This window comes from Pseudomonas brassicacearum, assembly GCF_000585995.1.
Classification (GTDB): Bacteria; Pseudomonadota; Gammaproteobacteria; order Pseudomonadales; family Pseudomonadaceae; genus Aquipseudomonas; species Aquipseudomonas brassicacearum_A.
Window position 1 is genome coordinate 3,880,524 of record NZ_CP007410.1, and the last position, 15,205, is coordinate 3,895,728.

General features: G+C 57.3%; 12 protein-coding genes and 1 pseudogene. 6 read left to right on the top strand and 7 right to left on the bottom strand.

What is annotated here, in order from left to right; genetic code table 11:
• Positions 1-2: 2 nt before the first annotated feature.
• Both CD58_RS16335 and CD58_RS16340 read right to left on the bottom strand, forming a co-directional pair.
• Entirely contained in the window at positions 3-1,205 is a 1,203-nt protein-coding gene (locus CD58_RS16335; RefSeq protein ID WP_025214072.1) for a hypothetical protein, read from the bottom strand.
• Between the two features lie 174 nt (positions 1,206-1,379).
• Complete coding sequence (locus CD58_RS16340) at positions 1,380-2,579, bottom strand: hypothetical protein (protein WP_080712566.1); 1,200 nt, start codon at positions 2,577-2,579, stop codon at positions 1,380-1,382.
• 286 nt (positions 2,580-2,865) lie between these two features.
• Between CD58_RS16340 and CD58_RS16345 the strand changes: the two genes are divergently transcribed.
• Positions 2,866-3,609: an SDR family NAD(P)-dependent oxidoreductase gene (locus CD58_RS16345; protein WP_025214074.1), complete on the top strand. Its 744-nt coding sequence runs from the start codon at positions 2,866-2,868 to the stop codon at positions 3,607-3,609.
• 189 nt (positions 3,610-3,798) lie between these two features.
• On the opposite strand, the gene CD58_RS16350 is transcribed toward CD58_RS16345, so the two are convergent.
• Together CD58_RS16350 and CD58_RS16355 are read right to left on the bottom strand one after the other, a co-directional pair.
• Positions 3,799-4,995 (bottom strand): hypothetical protein, encoded by a 1,197-nt coding sequence (locus CD58_RS16350; RefSeq protein ID WP_025214075.1) that lies wholly within the window; start codon positions 4,993-4,995, stop codon positions 3,799-3,801.
• A gap of 94 nt (positions 4,996-5,089) precedes the next feature.
• Complete coding sequence (locus CD58_RS16355; protein WP_025214076.1) at positions 5,090-6,013, bottom strand: LysR family transcriptional regulator; 924 nt, start codon at positions 6,011-6,013, stop codon at positions 5,090-5,092.
• 112 nt (positions 6,014-6,125) lie between these two features.
• Here CD58_RS16355 and CD58_RS16360 point away from each other — a divergent pair, with 112 nt between their 5' ends.
• The 3 genes and pseudogenes from CD58_RS16360 to CD58_RS31895 all read left to right on the top strand — a co-directional run bounded on the left by CD58_RS16360 (position 6,126) and on the right by CD58_RS31895 (position 9,439).
• The gene (locus tag CD58_RS16360; RefSeq protein WP_025214077.1) at positions 6,126-7,121 is read left to right on the top strand and encodes an aldo/keto reductase; all 996 of its coding nucleotides are present in this window, start codon (positions 6,126-6,128) and stop codon (positions 7,119-7,121) included.
• Positions 7,122-7,411: 290 nt separating this feature from the next.
• Positions 7,412-8,566 (top strand): annotated as a pseudogene (locus CD58_RS31890) (FIST signal transduction protein); the annotation flags it as partial.
• A gap of 372 nt (positions 8,567-8,938) precedes the next feature.
• Positions 8,939-9,439 carry a methyl-accepting chemotaxis protein gene (locus CD58_RS31895; RefSeq protein ID WP_235195325.1) on the top strand — a complete coding sequence of 167 codons (501 nt, stop codon included), beginning with the start codon at positions 8,939-8,941 and terminating at the stop codon, positions 9,437-9,439.
• A 90-nt stretch (positions 9,440-9,529) separates the two neighbouring features.
• Here CD58_RS31895 and CD58_RS16370 read toward each other — a convergent pair whose 3' ends face one another.
• Complete coding sequence (locus CD58_RS16370) at positions 9,530-10,222, bottom strand: type 1 glutamine amidotransferase domain-containing protein (RefSeq protein WP_025214079.1); 693 nt, start codon at positions 10,220-10,222, stop codon at positions 9,530-9,532.
• 91 nt (positions 10,223-10,313) lie between these two features.
• A complete protein-coding gene (locus tag CD58_RS16375) occupies positions 10,314-11,009 on the bottom strand; it encodes a tRNA (adenine(22)-N(1))-methyltransferase (RefSeq protein WP_025214080.1) in 696 nt (231 codons plus the stop codon).
• Between the two features lie 193 nt (positions 11,010-11,202).
• Here CD58_RS16375 and CD58_RS16380 point away from each other — a divergent pair, with 193 nt between their 5' ends.
• Together CD58_RS16380 and CD58_RS16385 are read left to right on the top strand one after the other, a co-directional pair.
• A complete protein-coding gene (locus CD58_RS16380) occupies positions 11,203-12,249 on the top strand; it encodes a response regulator (RefSeq protein WP_080712639.1) in 1,047 nt (348 codons plus the stop codon).
• A gap of 3 nt (positions 12,250-12,252) precedes the next feature.
• A complete protein-coding gene (locus CD58_RS16385) occupies positions 12,253-13,206 on the top strand; it encodes a diguanylate cyclase (protein ID WP_025214082.1) in 954 nt (317 codons plus the stop codon).
• Positions 13,207-13,314: 108 nt separating this feature from the next.
• Here the strand turns inward: CD58_RS16385 and treA are convergent, their stop codons facing one another.
• The gene (treA, locus tag CD58_RS16390) at positions 13,315-14,943 is read right to left on the bottom strand and encodes an alpha,alpha-trehalase TreA (RefSeq protein ID WP_038436865.1); all 1,629 of its coding nucleotides are present in this window, start codon (positions 14,941-14,943) and stop codon (positions 13,315-13,317) included.
• Between the last annotated feature and the right edge of the window lie 262 nt (positions 14,944-15,205).

A 15,205-nucleotide genomic window follows, 5' to 3' on the forward strand; every position in this document is an offset into this window, starting at 1 on the left:
TATCAACCGAAATAACGTGCTATTCCAATGCCTGTTCCTTGGGGTGACATCTCAACCGTACCGAACAACACTATTTTTCCGTCGGGTTGCACAGCAATATCCCTGGCTTTATCTATTCCCGACATATCGGTCCTTACCCTGCCTTGCGAGCCGAACTCCATATCCAGTGCTCCGCTGGGATGCAACCGCATCAAGTTGAATGAACCATCCGTAAATGTGACTACCAGAATTTTATCGTCGAGCTGAACAGCTACGGCATTGCCCCGAGAATAGTATGGAGGACCCGTAAGATAAGGAACTCCGCTATTAAAGGCACTGTCCAGGCTTCCGTCGGAATTGATTCGTGTTATTAAAGTGTAGTACCCCTTCTCTTCAATTCTCACAAATCCCACCGCCACGATTTTCCTATCTCTCTGCTGCACAGCACTCAGGACATACGCTGAAGCAGTGTTTTTAACATCGATCGTCACCTTGCCATTCTCACCATAGGTCCCATCTACTGCACCATCGGGCAGAAAACGTGCAAACTGCATAGCGCCGTATTCCAAGCCTGTTTCAGACTTTGATCCAGCTAAAAGCAGTCGATTATCCGAAAGTACGATCAGAGAAAAAAAATCGTCCTGTCCGGCATACACGATGCCGCCGTTGCCGAAGGTCGGATCAAAATCTCCTTTGCTGTCAAGACGAATGAGCAGTTCTTCGTTAGTGGTTACCGAGAGGATGATTTTCCCGTCGGATCGGATTGCCAGAGCATTAGCCAAATCAGCTCCAGGCGTCAGATCCAAAAAAAGAAATCCTTGCGTCCCAAATGAAGTGTCGAGTTCTCCCGCAGGCAGCAGCTTGCAGAGAAAGAGCATTTGGGCCCCGTACTCTCCAAAGCTGCCAAATATTAGCGCGCTGTCATCCGAATCAAGTTCTAACAAGCACCTCACTATGCGGTACCCTGGAACAATACTGATGACCTTTACTCCACCGTCACCAAAAGAATCATCCAGATCACCATTGCTTAGGTGCCTTACTAAGACAAGGTCACCTAGATTGATATGGTACCCGGCCGTGAACATTTTCCCGTCGCTGCGTAATCGTGATGTACCCGACATGCGGAGTGTGGGGGTCGAGGGGGGAGGAAAATAAAGCACCTTTCCCTCGTCACCAAAACTTGGGTCGAGATCGCCCGCCGCTTGAGTTGCTTTCTGCGTAGCCATATCCGCTGCCCTTTAAAGGAAGGATGGAGCTACGGGTATAGAGGAAAGCCTTCTCGTGTCGCTACTGTCAAAGATGACAGTAGCGACAGATGGCGCGGGTGCCGTTGCATCCTTCCAGCCGACATTGCGGTGCGCTACCAAAGATCAGGGGTACGTCGAATAAACCCTGTCCTATCAACCGAAATAACGTGCTATCCCGATGCCTGTTCCCTGGGGTGAGGCGATCACCCAACCGGACACCACTATCTTTCCATCGACTTGCACAGCCACGTCCTGGGAGATGTCCACGCCCCCCATATTGGTCATGACTCTGCCTTGCGAGCCAAACTCAGTATCCAGTGTTCCGTTTGGAAGCAATCGTATTAACGTGAAGTTAGCGGTTTCGACGCTACCCAGGGATGCGCCTGCCGCCAGGATCTTATTGTCGGGTTGGATGGCCACGGCGCCATGTTTTACTTCGTAACCCTGGAAACCGATAAGTGCGGGAGAGCCGTTATTAAACGTACTGTCCAGGCTTCCGTCGGGATTGATCCGAGTAATTAAAGGATGAAAGCCTTTTGATCCAAGGTCCGCGGAACCCACGGCGACGATTTTCCCATCGCGCTGCCGTTTAGCTGCCGCTATTTGCACGAAGCGACTGGAGTTTATTTCAATCGTGACAAAGCCGTTTTCGCCGAAGTCAGTGTCGGGTCGACCATCGCTCAAATAGCGTGCGAACAGCACTGCGTTATTGTCAAACCCGGCTAAAAGCAGGCGGTTATCCGCAAGTGCGAGCACGGATGAAAACTCGCCCTGGCCAATCACCACGATGCCGGTCTTGCCAAAGGTCGGGTCAAGTTGCCCTGTGCTGTCGAGGCGAAGGAGCACTTCGTCATAGTCTTCAAAATCTCTCTGGACCCGCGCAGTGAGAACAATTTTCCCATCGGGTTGGATCGCCAGGGCGTGAACAGCATCCTCTCCAGCCGGCACATCAATGAACACCCGCCCTTCTCTGCCAAACGTGCTGTCCAGCTTCCCGTCAGACAGGGTCCTGATGAGATAGAGCATTCGTCCAGAGGCGTCTCCAACACTGCCAAATACCAATGCTCGATCATTGGATTGAAGTGTTAGAGAGGCCTGCAATGGGCGGCCATGCGGAATGAGACTGATGCGTTGAATGCCTTGATTGCCAAAGGCACCATCCACATCGCCATTGCCCAGATGACGGACTAAAACAAGATCAGCGGCATTGACCCCCACCGTGAGTATTCTTCCGTCGCTGAGTAATTTGGATGACCCTCCAAAAGCGCTTCGGTCGAGCGTGAAAAACACCCTCCCCTCGTGACCAAAGCCTGGATCAAGAGCGCCAGCGACTTGAGTTTTTTGCGTAGCCATTTGCGCTGCTCTTTAAAAGGAAGAATGGGGCTACAGGTATAGGGAAAAGTCTTGCCCTCTCACTACTGTCAGAGATGACAGTAGTGACGAGCGGTACGGACGCCACTTTGTCTCTCTGCGCCTACCAATCGGGTCATAAAGACTAGCAGAGGGTCATTTTGACTTGGCTCCACGCGAGTCAAAATAACCCTTAACAACTCCAACTAATTGATTTAAATAAAAATATTATCTGGCACGATTTCTGATCAAGTCTTATGCCCTTTTGGCGAATCTAGGAAGAGAGCCCATGAGTAATGAATGCAACCCTGGTCTTGGCGTAGTCACCGGTGCCAGTTCGGGTATCGGTCTGGCCGTCACCCAACGCCTGCTGGAGCGCGGATCGAAGGTCATCGCGATGTCGCGACAGATCGGTGGCCTCGGCGAGCTGATCGAGCGCTTTGGTGAGAAACTGTCCTGGCTGCCTGGCGACGTCACCCAGGCAAGCGATCAGGCCAGGCTGGCACAACTGGCCGCGTCCATCGGCCCAGTGGATTTCCTGGTGCCCAATGCTGGAATCGCGCAATTGGCCGACGGTCTGGACCTGACGGCTTTTGACCGCCAATGGGCCGTCAATGGCGCGGGTGCGCTCAATACCTTGAGTAGCCTGCGCGGGCATCTGGCGGCCCAGGCGTCCGTGGTCTTCATCGGTACGTTTCTGGAGCAAGTCACCTTCCCAGGGCTGGCCGCGTACATCGCCTCGAAGGCGGCATTGCGCGCGCAGATGCGCACCCTGGCCGTGGAGCTGGCGCCCTTTGGCGTTCGCCTCAACATGGTTTCGCCGGGGCCTACCGCCACACCGATCTGGGGCACCCTGGGCCTCAATGAAGAGACCCTTGGCTCAGTGGCCAGCACCGTCAACCAACGCTTGCTCAACGGTCAATTCCTGGAACCGGGTGCCGTGGCGGATGTCATTCTGTTCCAGTTGGGCCAGGGTGCACGGGGCGTGTATGGTCAAGACTGGGTGGTGGACAGCGGCTACACCTTGCGTTGATTGCGGCGAGTCCTGGCTGGAAGAGACAGCGGTTCGGCACAACAAAAAAACCGTCCTGAAATACCAGTCAGGTGCAGCGTGACCCCGTGACGAGGGAGCTTGCTCCCTCGTCACGGTGGTCGCCACGATAGACACGTTGAGCGGTTGGAGTCGCCAGCGTTGGGTCAACGTGTGATCTCGGGCGCTGTCTCATTGGCTGAGGTAACGCACTATCCCCACGCCTCTGGATAAGCCCAAAACCCACCCGGACACCACTATCTTTGCGTCGGCTTGCAAAGAGATGTGCATTGCCAAATCCAAACTGCCCAGGTCTGTCATGACTCGACCGTGCAATCCAAATTCGAGGTCTGGCGCACCATTGGGGAGGAACCGCATCAACGTGAAATTGGCGGTTTTTTCGGTCCCCAAGGAGGCTCCCGCCGCAATGATTTTATTGTCCGGTTGAATAGCCACAGCGTGATGCTGAGCTTCGTAACCTTGGAAACTGATGACAGCAAGTGCTCCGTGATTGAAAGTCTCGTCCAGGCTTCCATCAGGATTGATTCGCGTTGTCAGCGTATGGAACCCCTTTGACTCAAAGTTCGCAGAACCCACGGCCACGATTTTCCCATCCGACTGCCGCTCAGCGGCAGAAATTTCCGCGTATTGGCTGTTTTTTACTTCAATCGTAACAACGCCTTCCTCACCAAAAGAACGATCAGGTCGTCCATCATTCAGGTAGCGTGCAAACAACAAGGCACCATCTTTTGCCCCGGCGAAAAGCAGCCGGCCATCCGGGAGTATGATCAACGATGAAAAGTAAACCTTCCCGACAAACACCATCCCGGTTTCACCGAAGGTCGGGTCGAGTTCCCCTTTGCTGTCAAGCCGAAGGAGAACCTCATCATAATTCTCATATCCCCTCACAACCCTTGCGACGAGGACGATTTTTCCGTCGGGCTGGATCGCTAGAAGACGAGCAACATCTTCGCCAACCGGCAAATCAATAACGACGCGCCCTTCCTTGCCAAAGGTGGTGTCCAGTTTTCCGTCAGGCAAGATTTTGAGGATATAAAGGATTTCAAATTCTTCCCCAACATGGCCAAATATAAATGCTTGATCATTGGGTTGAACGGTTAAGACGTTTTTCCCTAGGCGCACGCCGGGAAAAATATTGAGGCGTGTGATTCCATGGTCACCAAAAGAATCATCCAGGTCGCCATTACTCAGGTGTCGCACCAAAACAACGTCATCGACATTGACGCCAGCCGATAATATTTTTTCGTCACTGAGTAATTTTGATGTTCCTAAAAAGCCGCCTTGGGCAAGAGTGAACAGCACTTTTCCCTCGTCACCAAAGCTTGGGTCAAGATCACCCGCCGCTTTAGCTGCTTTTTGCGTAGTCATATCCGCCGCTCTTTAAGGAAAGGATGGAACTACAGGTATAGGGGAAGTCTTTTCGCGTCACTACTGTCAGAGCTGACAGTAGTGACGAGCGGTTTTATGCCTTTATCAGCAACTCCCGTCGCACATCCGCCTCTCCCTGCAACAGCTCAACCACCCAATCGATAAACACCCGAACCCTGGGCGACAGCTGTCGGTGCGGCGGGTACACCGCTGAGATCGGCCACGTCGGCACGCCGTACTCGCTCAACACTTCGACCAGCCTGCCCTCGGCCAACTGCCGTTGCACGTGGTAACGCGGCACCTGGATCAAGCCGAAGCCCGCTTCACAGGCCGTTACATAAGCGTCGGCATTATTGACAGTCAACTCACTCGGCAATTGCAACTCGCGCACCTGCCCCGCCACTTCGAACTCGAACGGAAAAAATCGTCCATTGCCCGAGGCAAAGTTGATTGCCCGATGGGCCGGTAGATCTTCCAAACGCTGGGGCGTACCTGAGCGGGCCAGGTAGTCGGGGCCGGCGCAGGTCAGTTGCCGTAGCCGCACAATGGGCCGTGCCACCAGGGCCTGATCGACAATGTTGCCGGCCCGGATTGCACAATCCACACCCTCGCGCTGCAAGTGGACCTGCCGGTCGTGAAAACCGAGGTCCAATTGCAGCCCTGGATAGCGCCGATAGAAATCCGCCAGGTGCGGCAGGATCCAGGTGCAACCAAAGGCAATGGGCATGTCCACCCGCAAGATCCCGCGGGGCTGGCTGCGCTGGACCGACAACGAGCCTTCGAGGTCATCGAGGTCGTCCAGCAGTTGGCCGCAGCGCTGATAGTAGGCTTCGCCATCGAGCGTCGCGCGCACTTGCCGTGTGGTGCGCTGCAGCAGTTGCACGCCGAGGTGGGTTTCCAATTGCTGTATCAGCAGGCTGACGGTCGCCCGGGGCAGCCCAAGGTCATCGGCCGCCTTGCCAAAACCACCCAGTTCGACGATGCGCCTGAACACCTGCATGGCCTGTAATCGATCCATGGCTCGACTCACTATTTAGATATTACGAATAGTTAAACCAAAAATCGCGGGTTTATCCAGAAAACAGCTTATTGGAGACTAAACCGGTCATTTATTTCCAGGAGCAGTCAGCATGATCACCCGCCAACTCGGCCATCGCGGCCCCCACGTTTCAGCCATCGGCCTGGGCTGCATGGGCATGTCGGACTTCTACACCACTGGCGTCAACGAGCAGGAGGCCATTGCCACGCTCCACCGCGCCGTGGAATTGGGCGTAACCCTGTTCGACACCGCTGATATGTATGGACCGCACACCAACGAAGAACTGCTCGGACGCGCCCTGCACGGCAAGCGTGAACGCATTTACCTGGCCACCAAATTCGGCCTCGTGCGCAGCAGCGATCCCCATGCCCGCGGTGTCAATGGGCGCCCTGAATACGTCCGGCAATCGGTCGAAGGCAGCCTCAAACGCCTCGATACCGATTACCTCGACCTCTACTACCAGCACCGCATCGACCCCCAGGTGCCGGTCGAAGAAACCATCGGCGCCATGGCCGAGCTGGTCAAGGCCGGCAAGGTCCGCCACATTGGCCTCTCGGAAGCCAGCGCCGAGACCATCCAAAGGGCCCATGCGGTTCATCCACTGGCGGCGGTTCAAAGCGAATACTCGCTGTGGTCCCGTGATCCTGAACACAATGGCGTGCTCGATACCTGCCGGCGGCTGGGCATTGCCTTTGTCGCCTACAGCCCCCTGGGCCGCGGCTTTCTGACGGGCGAACTGAAGAGCCCTGACGACTTCGCCGCCGATGACTATCGCCGCTTCAGCCCGCGCTTCCAGGCTGACAACTTCAACCGCAACCTGGCGTTGGTGGACCGGGTCAAGGCATTGGCGGCGAACAAGCACATCAGCGCTGCACAACTGGCCTTGGCCTGGGTCCTGGCTCAAGGCGATCACGTCATCCCCATCCCGGGAACCAAGCAGCGTCAATACCTGGAGAGCAATGTGGCGGCCGCCGCGGTGGCCTTGAGCGCCGGGGAATTGGCCCATCTGGATGAGATTTTTACAGCCGAAGGGGTTGTGGCCGGCGACCGATACGCCGCTCAGACGATGACTTTATTGAACGGCTGATCGAGTCGCCGGGTTTCCCCTGGGAGGGGTACGAAAGTCGCTAATCAATTGGGCGCAGTCAACACAGACGAAAGGACACTGTGGGCTGGGGATGGAAATCGATAATTTGAGACTGGGTTATACGCAGAGGATCCTGCACTGGCGTTGCTGCACAGCCTGAACGCCGCCAGGCACCTCTGCGTAGCCACTGCTGCCCAATTCGCTCCTGCATACCCAGCCGTGGCCGATACAGAGTAAGGCCTCTGCACGTATACCTCGTATGCGTCACGTCGCACTCAACGAGTCCAGCCATGAACCTACTGAATCTCTTCAAGACGTCCCGAGCCCACACTCAAGGCGCTGCAAGCGTGGTTTGCACTGCAAGTGGGCTTGACCAGGCGCTGGCCAGCGTGCGCGTAGAACCGGTGCTGGTCACCGGATTTATCTCCCCTCATCTGGACATCGACCAAGTCGCCGCCAAGATCAAAAAGCGCTTCGCCCACAGCGCCATCAGCCTGTGCACGACGTCGGGCGAGCTGTGCAACGGCGCTAACGCGCTGTATTGCCAGACCGGCGATACGTGGGACCGGGTGGTGCTGCAACTGTTCGATGCCAGCGTGATTGTGTCGGCCGAGGTAGTGATGGTGCCGCTGGAGTGCGAAGACATTCGCGGCGGTGGCAAACGCCTGGCCATGCGTGAGCGCATCGCCAAACTGGTGAACAACATCAAGCGGGTGCAGGTGAACACGCCCATTGACCATCGCGACACCTTGGCCTACGTGGTGTTCGACGGTCTTTCGGCATCCGAGTCGTTCTTCATGGAGGCGCTTTATGAGTCTGGGCGTTTCCCTTGCCTGTTCGTCGGCGGCTCTGCCGGGGGCAAACTTGATTTCAAGAAAACCCTGATCAGTGACGGTCAACGCAGTTATCAGAACCATGCACAGATCGTTTTCCTCAAGACCGCAGCGGATGTGCGCTTCGGGGTCTTCAAAAGCCAGAACTTCCAACCGGCCGGACTGACTTTCAGCGTGTTGACCGCTTCGGTGGAAGACCGCACCATCGATCAGGTCATCGACAGCCGTGGCAACATCAAAAGCATGGTGCAAGCCCTGTGCGACGCCTTCGAATGCACTGCCCAGATGCTGGAAAAGAAACTGGCGGATTATTCATTCGCCATCCGCGTGGGCGAAGAGCTGTTCGTGCGCTCCATTGCCCGCATTGACTATCAACAGCAAATCATCCAGCTGTTCTGCGACGTCGCTCCTGGCGAAGAACTGGTGATGGTCAAGCGCACACCCCTTCGCGAAGCAACCCGACTCGACTACGAGAAATTCCTCAAGGGCAAAGGCGGCCGGCCGGTGGCGGCGATTCTCAACGACTGCATCCTGCGCCGGCTCAACAACAGCAACGAGTTGGGCAGCATGGCCGGTATTTTCGGTGATGTGCCTTTGGCCGGCTTCTCGACGTTTGGTGAAATCCTCGGCCTGAACCTGAACCAGACACTCACGGCGATTTTCTTCTTTCGGATGAGCAAGGGTGCCAGTTTCACCGACGAGTACGTCGACAACTTCATCGCCCACTACGGCGAGTTCAAGGCCTTTTTCCTGCGTCGTCAGATCAAGAAGCTGGCGGGCCTGAACCATGTCGTGGTCAAGCAGATCATGGCGTTCAAGATGAAAGACTTCAGCAGCGCCTTGGACACCCGCGGCCTGGACAGCACGATCCTGCCTGTATTCAACGGCCTGACGGACCTGGGCCAGGTCTTGGCCCACGCCAGCCAGCAGCAAGAGGAGATGGCCACGCAAATCAAGCATTACTCGGGCGAGCTGCACCTGTCGATGGATGACCTGACGGGCACCATCGATCGGCAAAACACCGTTGCCGAGCAGGCGGGCACGACCGTGGAGCAGCTTGCCACGCAAGCGGGTGAAGCGGTGGTCGGCGCTCGCGCCCTCGCCAGCTCAAGCCTGCGTATTCAGTCGATCGTGCAAGTGATTCAGCAAATCGCTGGACAGACCAACCTGCTAGCCCTCAACGCCGCCATCGAAGCGGCGCGGGCCGGTGAAATGGGCAGAGGTTTTGCCGTGGTGGCGGACGAGGTGCGTAAGCTCGCGGAAATCACCCGCAAGAATGCCGCTGAAATTGGCGTGGACATCGACCTGCTGTCAAAAGAGATCCAAGGCGTCGCCCAACAGATCGAAGACCAGTCCGTAGCCGTGAGCGCCCTACGCGAGATGCTCGATGTCTTGGAGGACTCCAGCCGCACCACCGAAGGCACGGCGCAACGCACGAAGACCATCGCTGACACCTTGACCGGGCTGACCCATGCCAGTGCTTGAGCCGCCACTCAAGGCGCCTTGATTAGGCAGGCGCGTCAGGGTATCGCCGTGGGCAATACCCTTAACGACAAGGTCAGTGCCGACGCCGGCTCAGGCCTTTTGTTCCTGCTTCAGCCGCTTGACCAGCGCTTGGGCGGCGGCCTCGGATGAAGCCGGATTCTGCCCCGTGATCAAATGTCCGTCCTCGACCACATAGCTCGCCCAGTCCGCTGCCTTGGAATATTCGCCGCCTTTTGCCTTGAGCATGTCCTCCACCAGGAACGGCACCACCTGCGTCAGCCCCACGGCCTCTTCCTCGGAGTTGGTGAACCCGGTGACTTTCTTGCCCTTCACCACAGGCTGGCCATCCGGGGCTTGAACGTTCTTGAATACGCCAGGGGCGTGGCAAACGGCGGCCACGGGTTTATTAGCGGCATAAAAGGCCTCGATGAGAACTTTCGAATCCATGTCCTCCGCCAAGTCCCAGAGCGGCCCATGACCTCCGGGGTAAAACACGGCATCGAAGTCATAGGGGTCGATCTCACCCAGCAGCATCGTATTAGCCAATGCCGCTTGGGCTGTGGTGTCGGTGCGAAAGCGACGAGTCGCCTCGGTTTGAGCGTCCTCTTCATCGCTTTTGGGGTCCAACGGTGGCTGTCCGCCCTTAGGGGAAGCGAGCGTGACGGTCGCCTCGGCGTCGACAAACACGTAATAGGGAGCGGCGAATTCCTCGAGCCAAAAACCGGTTTTCTTACCGGTGTCACCCAGCTGATCGTGGGATGTAAGGACCATTAAAATGTTCATGTGAGCCTATCCTCCAAGTGTAAAAGGGCGACGCGGGTCGTCCTGCATTACTTTCAGAGGCTACGCTGGCGTAGACGTTCCCCCCCATGGCTCAAGCCAGCAACTCAGTGATCCACCGGGCCTGCCGGGCGACTTCCTGGACCTTTTCCTCGGGCACCGCCTGACGCGCCCGGGCAAACTGAGCCAGGGTCCGTTGCTTCAAGCGCAGCATCCGCTGCCACTTGACCAGGAACGCCGGGCTGCGGGCCTGCATCTGCAGCGGGCCGAAGTACAGCTCCTCGGGGGTATACAGCACCGGCCCGACGCGCTCGGCGACGATGATTTCGTAGTCGAAGCGATTCTCTCGCAGCACTTCCTCGCAAAGGATGCGGTAACCATTTTCCATCAGCCATTGGCGCAGGGGCTGCTCGCCACCGTTGGGCTGCAGGATCAACCGCTCCTGGCCACTCAGGCGTGCCTTGCCGCTGTCGAGGATGTCGCGGATCGTCTCGCCGCCCATGCCGCAGATGCTGATCGCCGTAATGCCGTCTTCCGGTTCGATCGCCGCCAGGCCATTGGCCAGGCGCACGGTGATCCACTGTTCCAGGTCGTTCTCGCCCACGGTGCGTTCGGCCGAGCGAAACGGCGTCAATGCCACCTCACCGGCCACCGCCGCCACGATGGCACCACGGCGCATCAACGCCACCGGCAGGTAGGCGTGATCCGAGCCGATATCGGCCAGGCGTGCACCGGCTGGTACCTGTGCCGCCACTCGCTCCAGGCGCATGGACAATGTTTGTTCGTTCAACTACAGCCCCTTTTTCACCACGAACGTCCGGTCGCTTTGGCCGGATCGGGAAGCGATTCTGTCGAGCCACGCCGGGCATTTCAAATTCCCGCGACCAAAGCGGAACCTGGAGTACCCCACCGGCCTCACATGTTGGTAGGGGGTTTCCGATAAACCCTATGCACCAGCAGGTCTTTTGCTACCCTATGACATGATGCATGTAAGACATTCCCTGATAGCCAACCTCTTAAAGAGTGCCTCTGTGTCAGTGATTCCCCTAGTAGTGTGTGACGATTCCAACATGGCTCGCAAACAAGTGTTACGAGCCCTGCCAGCGGACTGGCCGGTCTCGGTCACCGAGGCCATCAACGGTCGCCAGGCCATGGACGCCATACGCCAGGGTTTGGGACAGGTGGTACTGCTCGACCTGACCATGCCGGAGATGGACGGTTACCAGGTGTTGAGCGCGTTGCGCGACGAAGGATTGAAGGCACAAGTCATCGTCATCTCCGGTGACGTCCAAGAGGAAGCGGTGCGCCGCGTGCTTGAGCTGGGCGCCCTGGCCTTCCTGAAAAAACCTTTCGACGAAGACGAGCTGCGCCAGACCCTCAGTCGGCTGGGGCTGCTGACGAAACCCGGGCAGACGCCGCAGCAGAATCGCTCGGAAACAAACACCGTCATCAGTTTTCACGATGTGTTCCGCGAGACGGTCAACGTCGCCATCGGCCAGGCAGCCGCCCTGATCGCCAGGGTACTCGGGGTCTTTGTGCAGTTACCCGTGCCGAACGTGAACATCCTCGAAGTCGGTGAGTTGCACATGGCGCTGGCCGATGCCGGCAGCTCCCAGCAACTGACGGCCATCTGCCAGGGATTTATCGGCAGTGGCATCGCCGGTGAAGCCCTGCTGATCTTTCACGACTCGGAAGTCTCCGATATCGCGCAATTGATGCAGCGCCAGAATGCCGATTACTCGGACCTGGAAATGCTGCTGGACCTCTCCAGCGTCCTGATCGGCGCTTGCCTGAGCAGCATTGCCGAACAGATCGACGTGGTGTTCTCCCAGGGCCACCCGCAGATTCTCGGCCAACACGCGGCCATTGATGAGCTGATCCTGCTCAACCAGAAGCGCTGGAAAAAGACCCTGGCCGTCGAGATCAGCTACAGCCTGGAGGGGCATGACATTCGCTTCGATCTGTTGCTGCTGTTTACGGAAGACTCGATCGAGCGCTTGACCCACAAACTTGCCTACTTGATGAATTGAGCCATGAATGATCCTGTTGATCTGACCGAATTCCACTGGTTGCTGACGATTGTCCAGAGCATCGATGTGGGTGTGGTCGTGCTCGATCGCGACTACCGTGTGCAGGTCTGGAACACCTTCATGGAGAACCGCTCCGGGGTCCAACCCAAGGACGCCCACAACCAGAATTTCTTCACGCTGTTCCCCGAGGTCGACCGCCAATGGTTCAGCCGCAAGGTGGAAAGCGTCGCCACCCTGGGCACACCAGCGTTCACTATCTGGGAGCTGCGTCCGTATCTGGTGCGGTTCAAGAACTACCAGCCGATCACCGGCCAGGAAGAGTTCATGTACCAGAACACCACGTTGCTGCCGCTGCACTCCCCTGACAGCAAAATCAACCATGTCTGCCTGGTGATCTATGACGTCACCGACGTCGCCACCAACCGCCATCAGCTCCAAGCCGCCAATGCGCAACTGCAACAACTCTCCAGTACCGACCGGCTGACGGGCTTGTATAACCGTGGTCACTGGGAAGAAAGCCTGAAAGCCGCCCATGCCCGCCACCAGCGCTATGGCAACGCCTTAAGCCTGGTGATGTTCGATATCGACCACTTCAAACGGGTCAACGACACCTATGGCCATCAGGCCGGCGACAAGGTGATCGAGCGAATTGCCAAGCTGGTGCGCGAGCATGTACGCGAATCCGATGTGGCCGGGCGTTACGGCGGCGAAGAGTTCGGCGTAGTGCTGTCGGATACCGATAAGGCCGGCGCACAAGTTTTCGCCGAGCGTCTGCGCCAGGCCGTCGAAGAACTGGAAGTGCGGCACAACGACCAGGACATCCGCTTCACCATCAGCCTGGGGGTGGCCGACCTGAGCCAGCCCTCTAACTCCCACGCCGACCTGATCGCCTGGGCGGACAGCGCGCTGTATACATCGAAGAAGACCGGACGCAATCGGGTGACGGTGTATGAGTAGATGATAAAGCGCGGAGCACGGGACCACCGCCGGTCACGTGCTCCGTTGGTGCTCGGAACGGCCTCCACCCTTACGCTATCGGAGAGAGAGTCGAGCAGGCCTCACACTTCATTCATCAATGGGCGCTGGGGAGCTTGCGCCATATTTGCTCAGCAGTTTTAGCGTGACGCCGTTCGTCCAGCCGAAGCCGTCCTGCAATTCATACTCGCCACCTCCCCCGCCATCTCCCCGTCCGGATAGATCGTATTTCTCTACGAGCTTGTTTTCGTTGCGATAGAGGTTCTGGACCTGCTGCAAAAAACGGCTGCCAATCTGTTGCGCCAGCGCGGTTTGCCGGTACCGGTCCAACCCCTCCACTGCGACCCACTGCAACGGTGCCCAGCCATTAGGCTCATCCCACTGCTGACCATTGCTGACCTGGGTCGTGGCGATGCCGCCGGGACGCAACAGACCGTCGCGCACCGCATCGGCCGTGCGGTTTGCATGCTCGACAGAGGCAAGACCGGTGTACAGCGGAAAAAGCGTAGCGGCGGTGAGTGACTGGCGCTGCTGGTTGCGTTGCCAGTCGTAATCCACGTAGAAACCGCCATCGGCATTCCAAAGGTGCTTCTCGATGGCCCGCTGGCGCAGCTCGGCGCGCCGGCCATAAGCCTGGATGCAGGACGTGTTCTGAATGGTTTCACAGGCTTTGGCGATGGTGCGTTCCAGGTGATAGATAAGACTGTTCAGGTCCACGGGCACAATCGACGTGGTGCGTATGGTCGTCAGGTTCTGACCGTCGCCCAACCAACGGGAACTGAAGTCCCAACCACTTTCGGCGCCAGCGCGCAGGTCACGCCAGACCTCCTGCTTGGGCCTCTGCGGCACCTGCTCGGCGGTGCTGACGTCTTGCAACCAGGACTCCTGGCGCGGCGTTGCGCTGGCATCCCAATAACGATTCAGAACGCTGCCGTCCGCGAGTTTGACGACGTGCCGGGCGGCCGCACCGGGCTTGAGCGCCTGGGCACCCTCCATCCAATAGGCGTATTCCTTCTGCAATTGTGGAAGGTAGCGTCCATAGGCCTGGTCACCTTCAATACGGGCCTGCAACTCGACCATGTAGGCAAAGAACGGCGGCTGCGACCGGCTCAGGTAATAAGTGCGATTGCCATTGGGAATGTGACCGTAGGTGTCGATCATGTAGGCAAAATTGTCGGTCATCTGGCGAACCCGTGCCTTCTCACCACTTTGCTCAAGCCCAAGCATGGTGAAATACGAATCCCAGTAATACATCTCGCGAAAGCGTCCACCTGGCACCACATAGGGTTGCGGCAAGGGCAACAAGCTGCTGTAGATCGGCACCTGGCTGTAGGTTCGGCTTAACACGGGCCAGAGGCTATCGATGTGTGCTTCGATCGAAGCGCCGGGTTTTGATGCCGGGCTTTCAGCTTCGCCGGATTCGATGAAATTGTCCTTCACGAAAGTGTTGATATCGAAGCCATCGCTGTCACGACGGGCCAGGTAATCGGCACGGATTTGCGCGGGGTCACGGTTGGGCAACGCGTCCACGAAGTGTTTCTGGTCTGTGAAAATCTGCTGGCGTTGCACCGCTTCAAACAGTTCAGGGTAAGCCTGATCGGGTGGCAGGTTGGCTCGCCCCTGGGCATTTTCATAGCTCCAAGTCGCGGGCGGTTGATTTGAGCACGCCGCGCAGAGCAACGCGGCGAAGGACAAGCTGGTGAAATATAAAGGTCGCATCAATGGCTCCATGTTGTCGTTCCTGACAAACGAGTGACATGAGCGGACGGGGCTGGGTTCACTTGAATCAGTTCTACAAACTTCATATTGGTCTGTCCAATATCACTTTATTAAAATTGGTCTTGCCAATATTTTTTCCGGCGTGTAGTTTTTAGGCGAAGATCCTCCGAGCGGGTCATTGCCCGCCTACAACAAAAAAGAGAGTCTCGGTCCCGGCAGCCGTGCGCTCACAACCCTCCTCCCGCCTGCAGGCATCCACTGC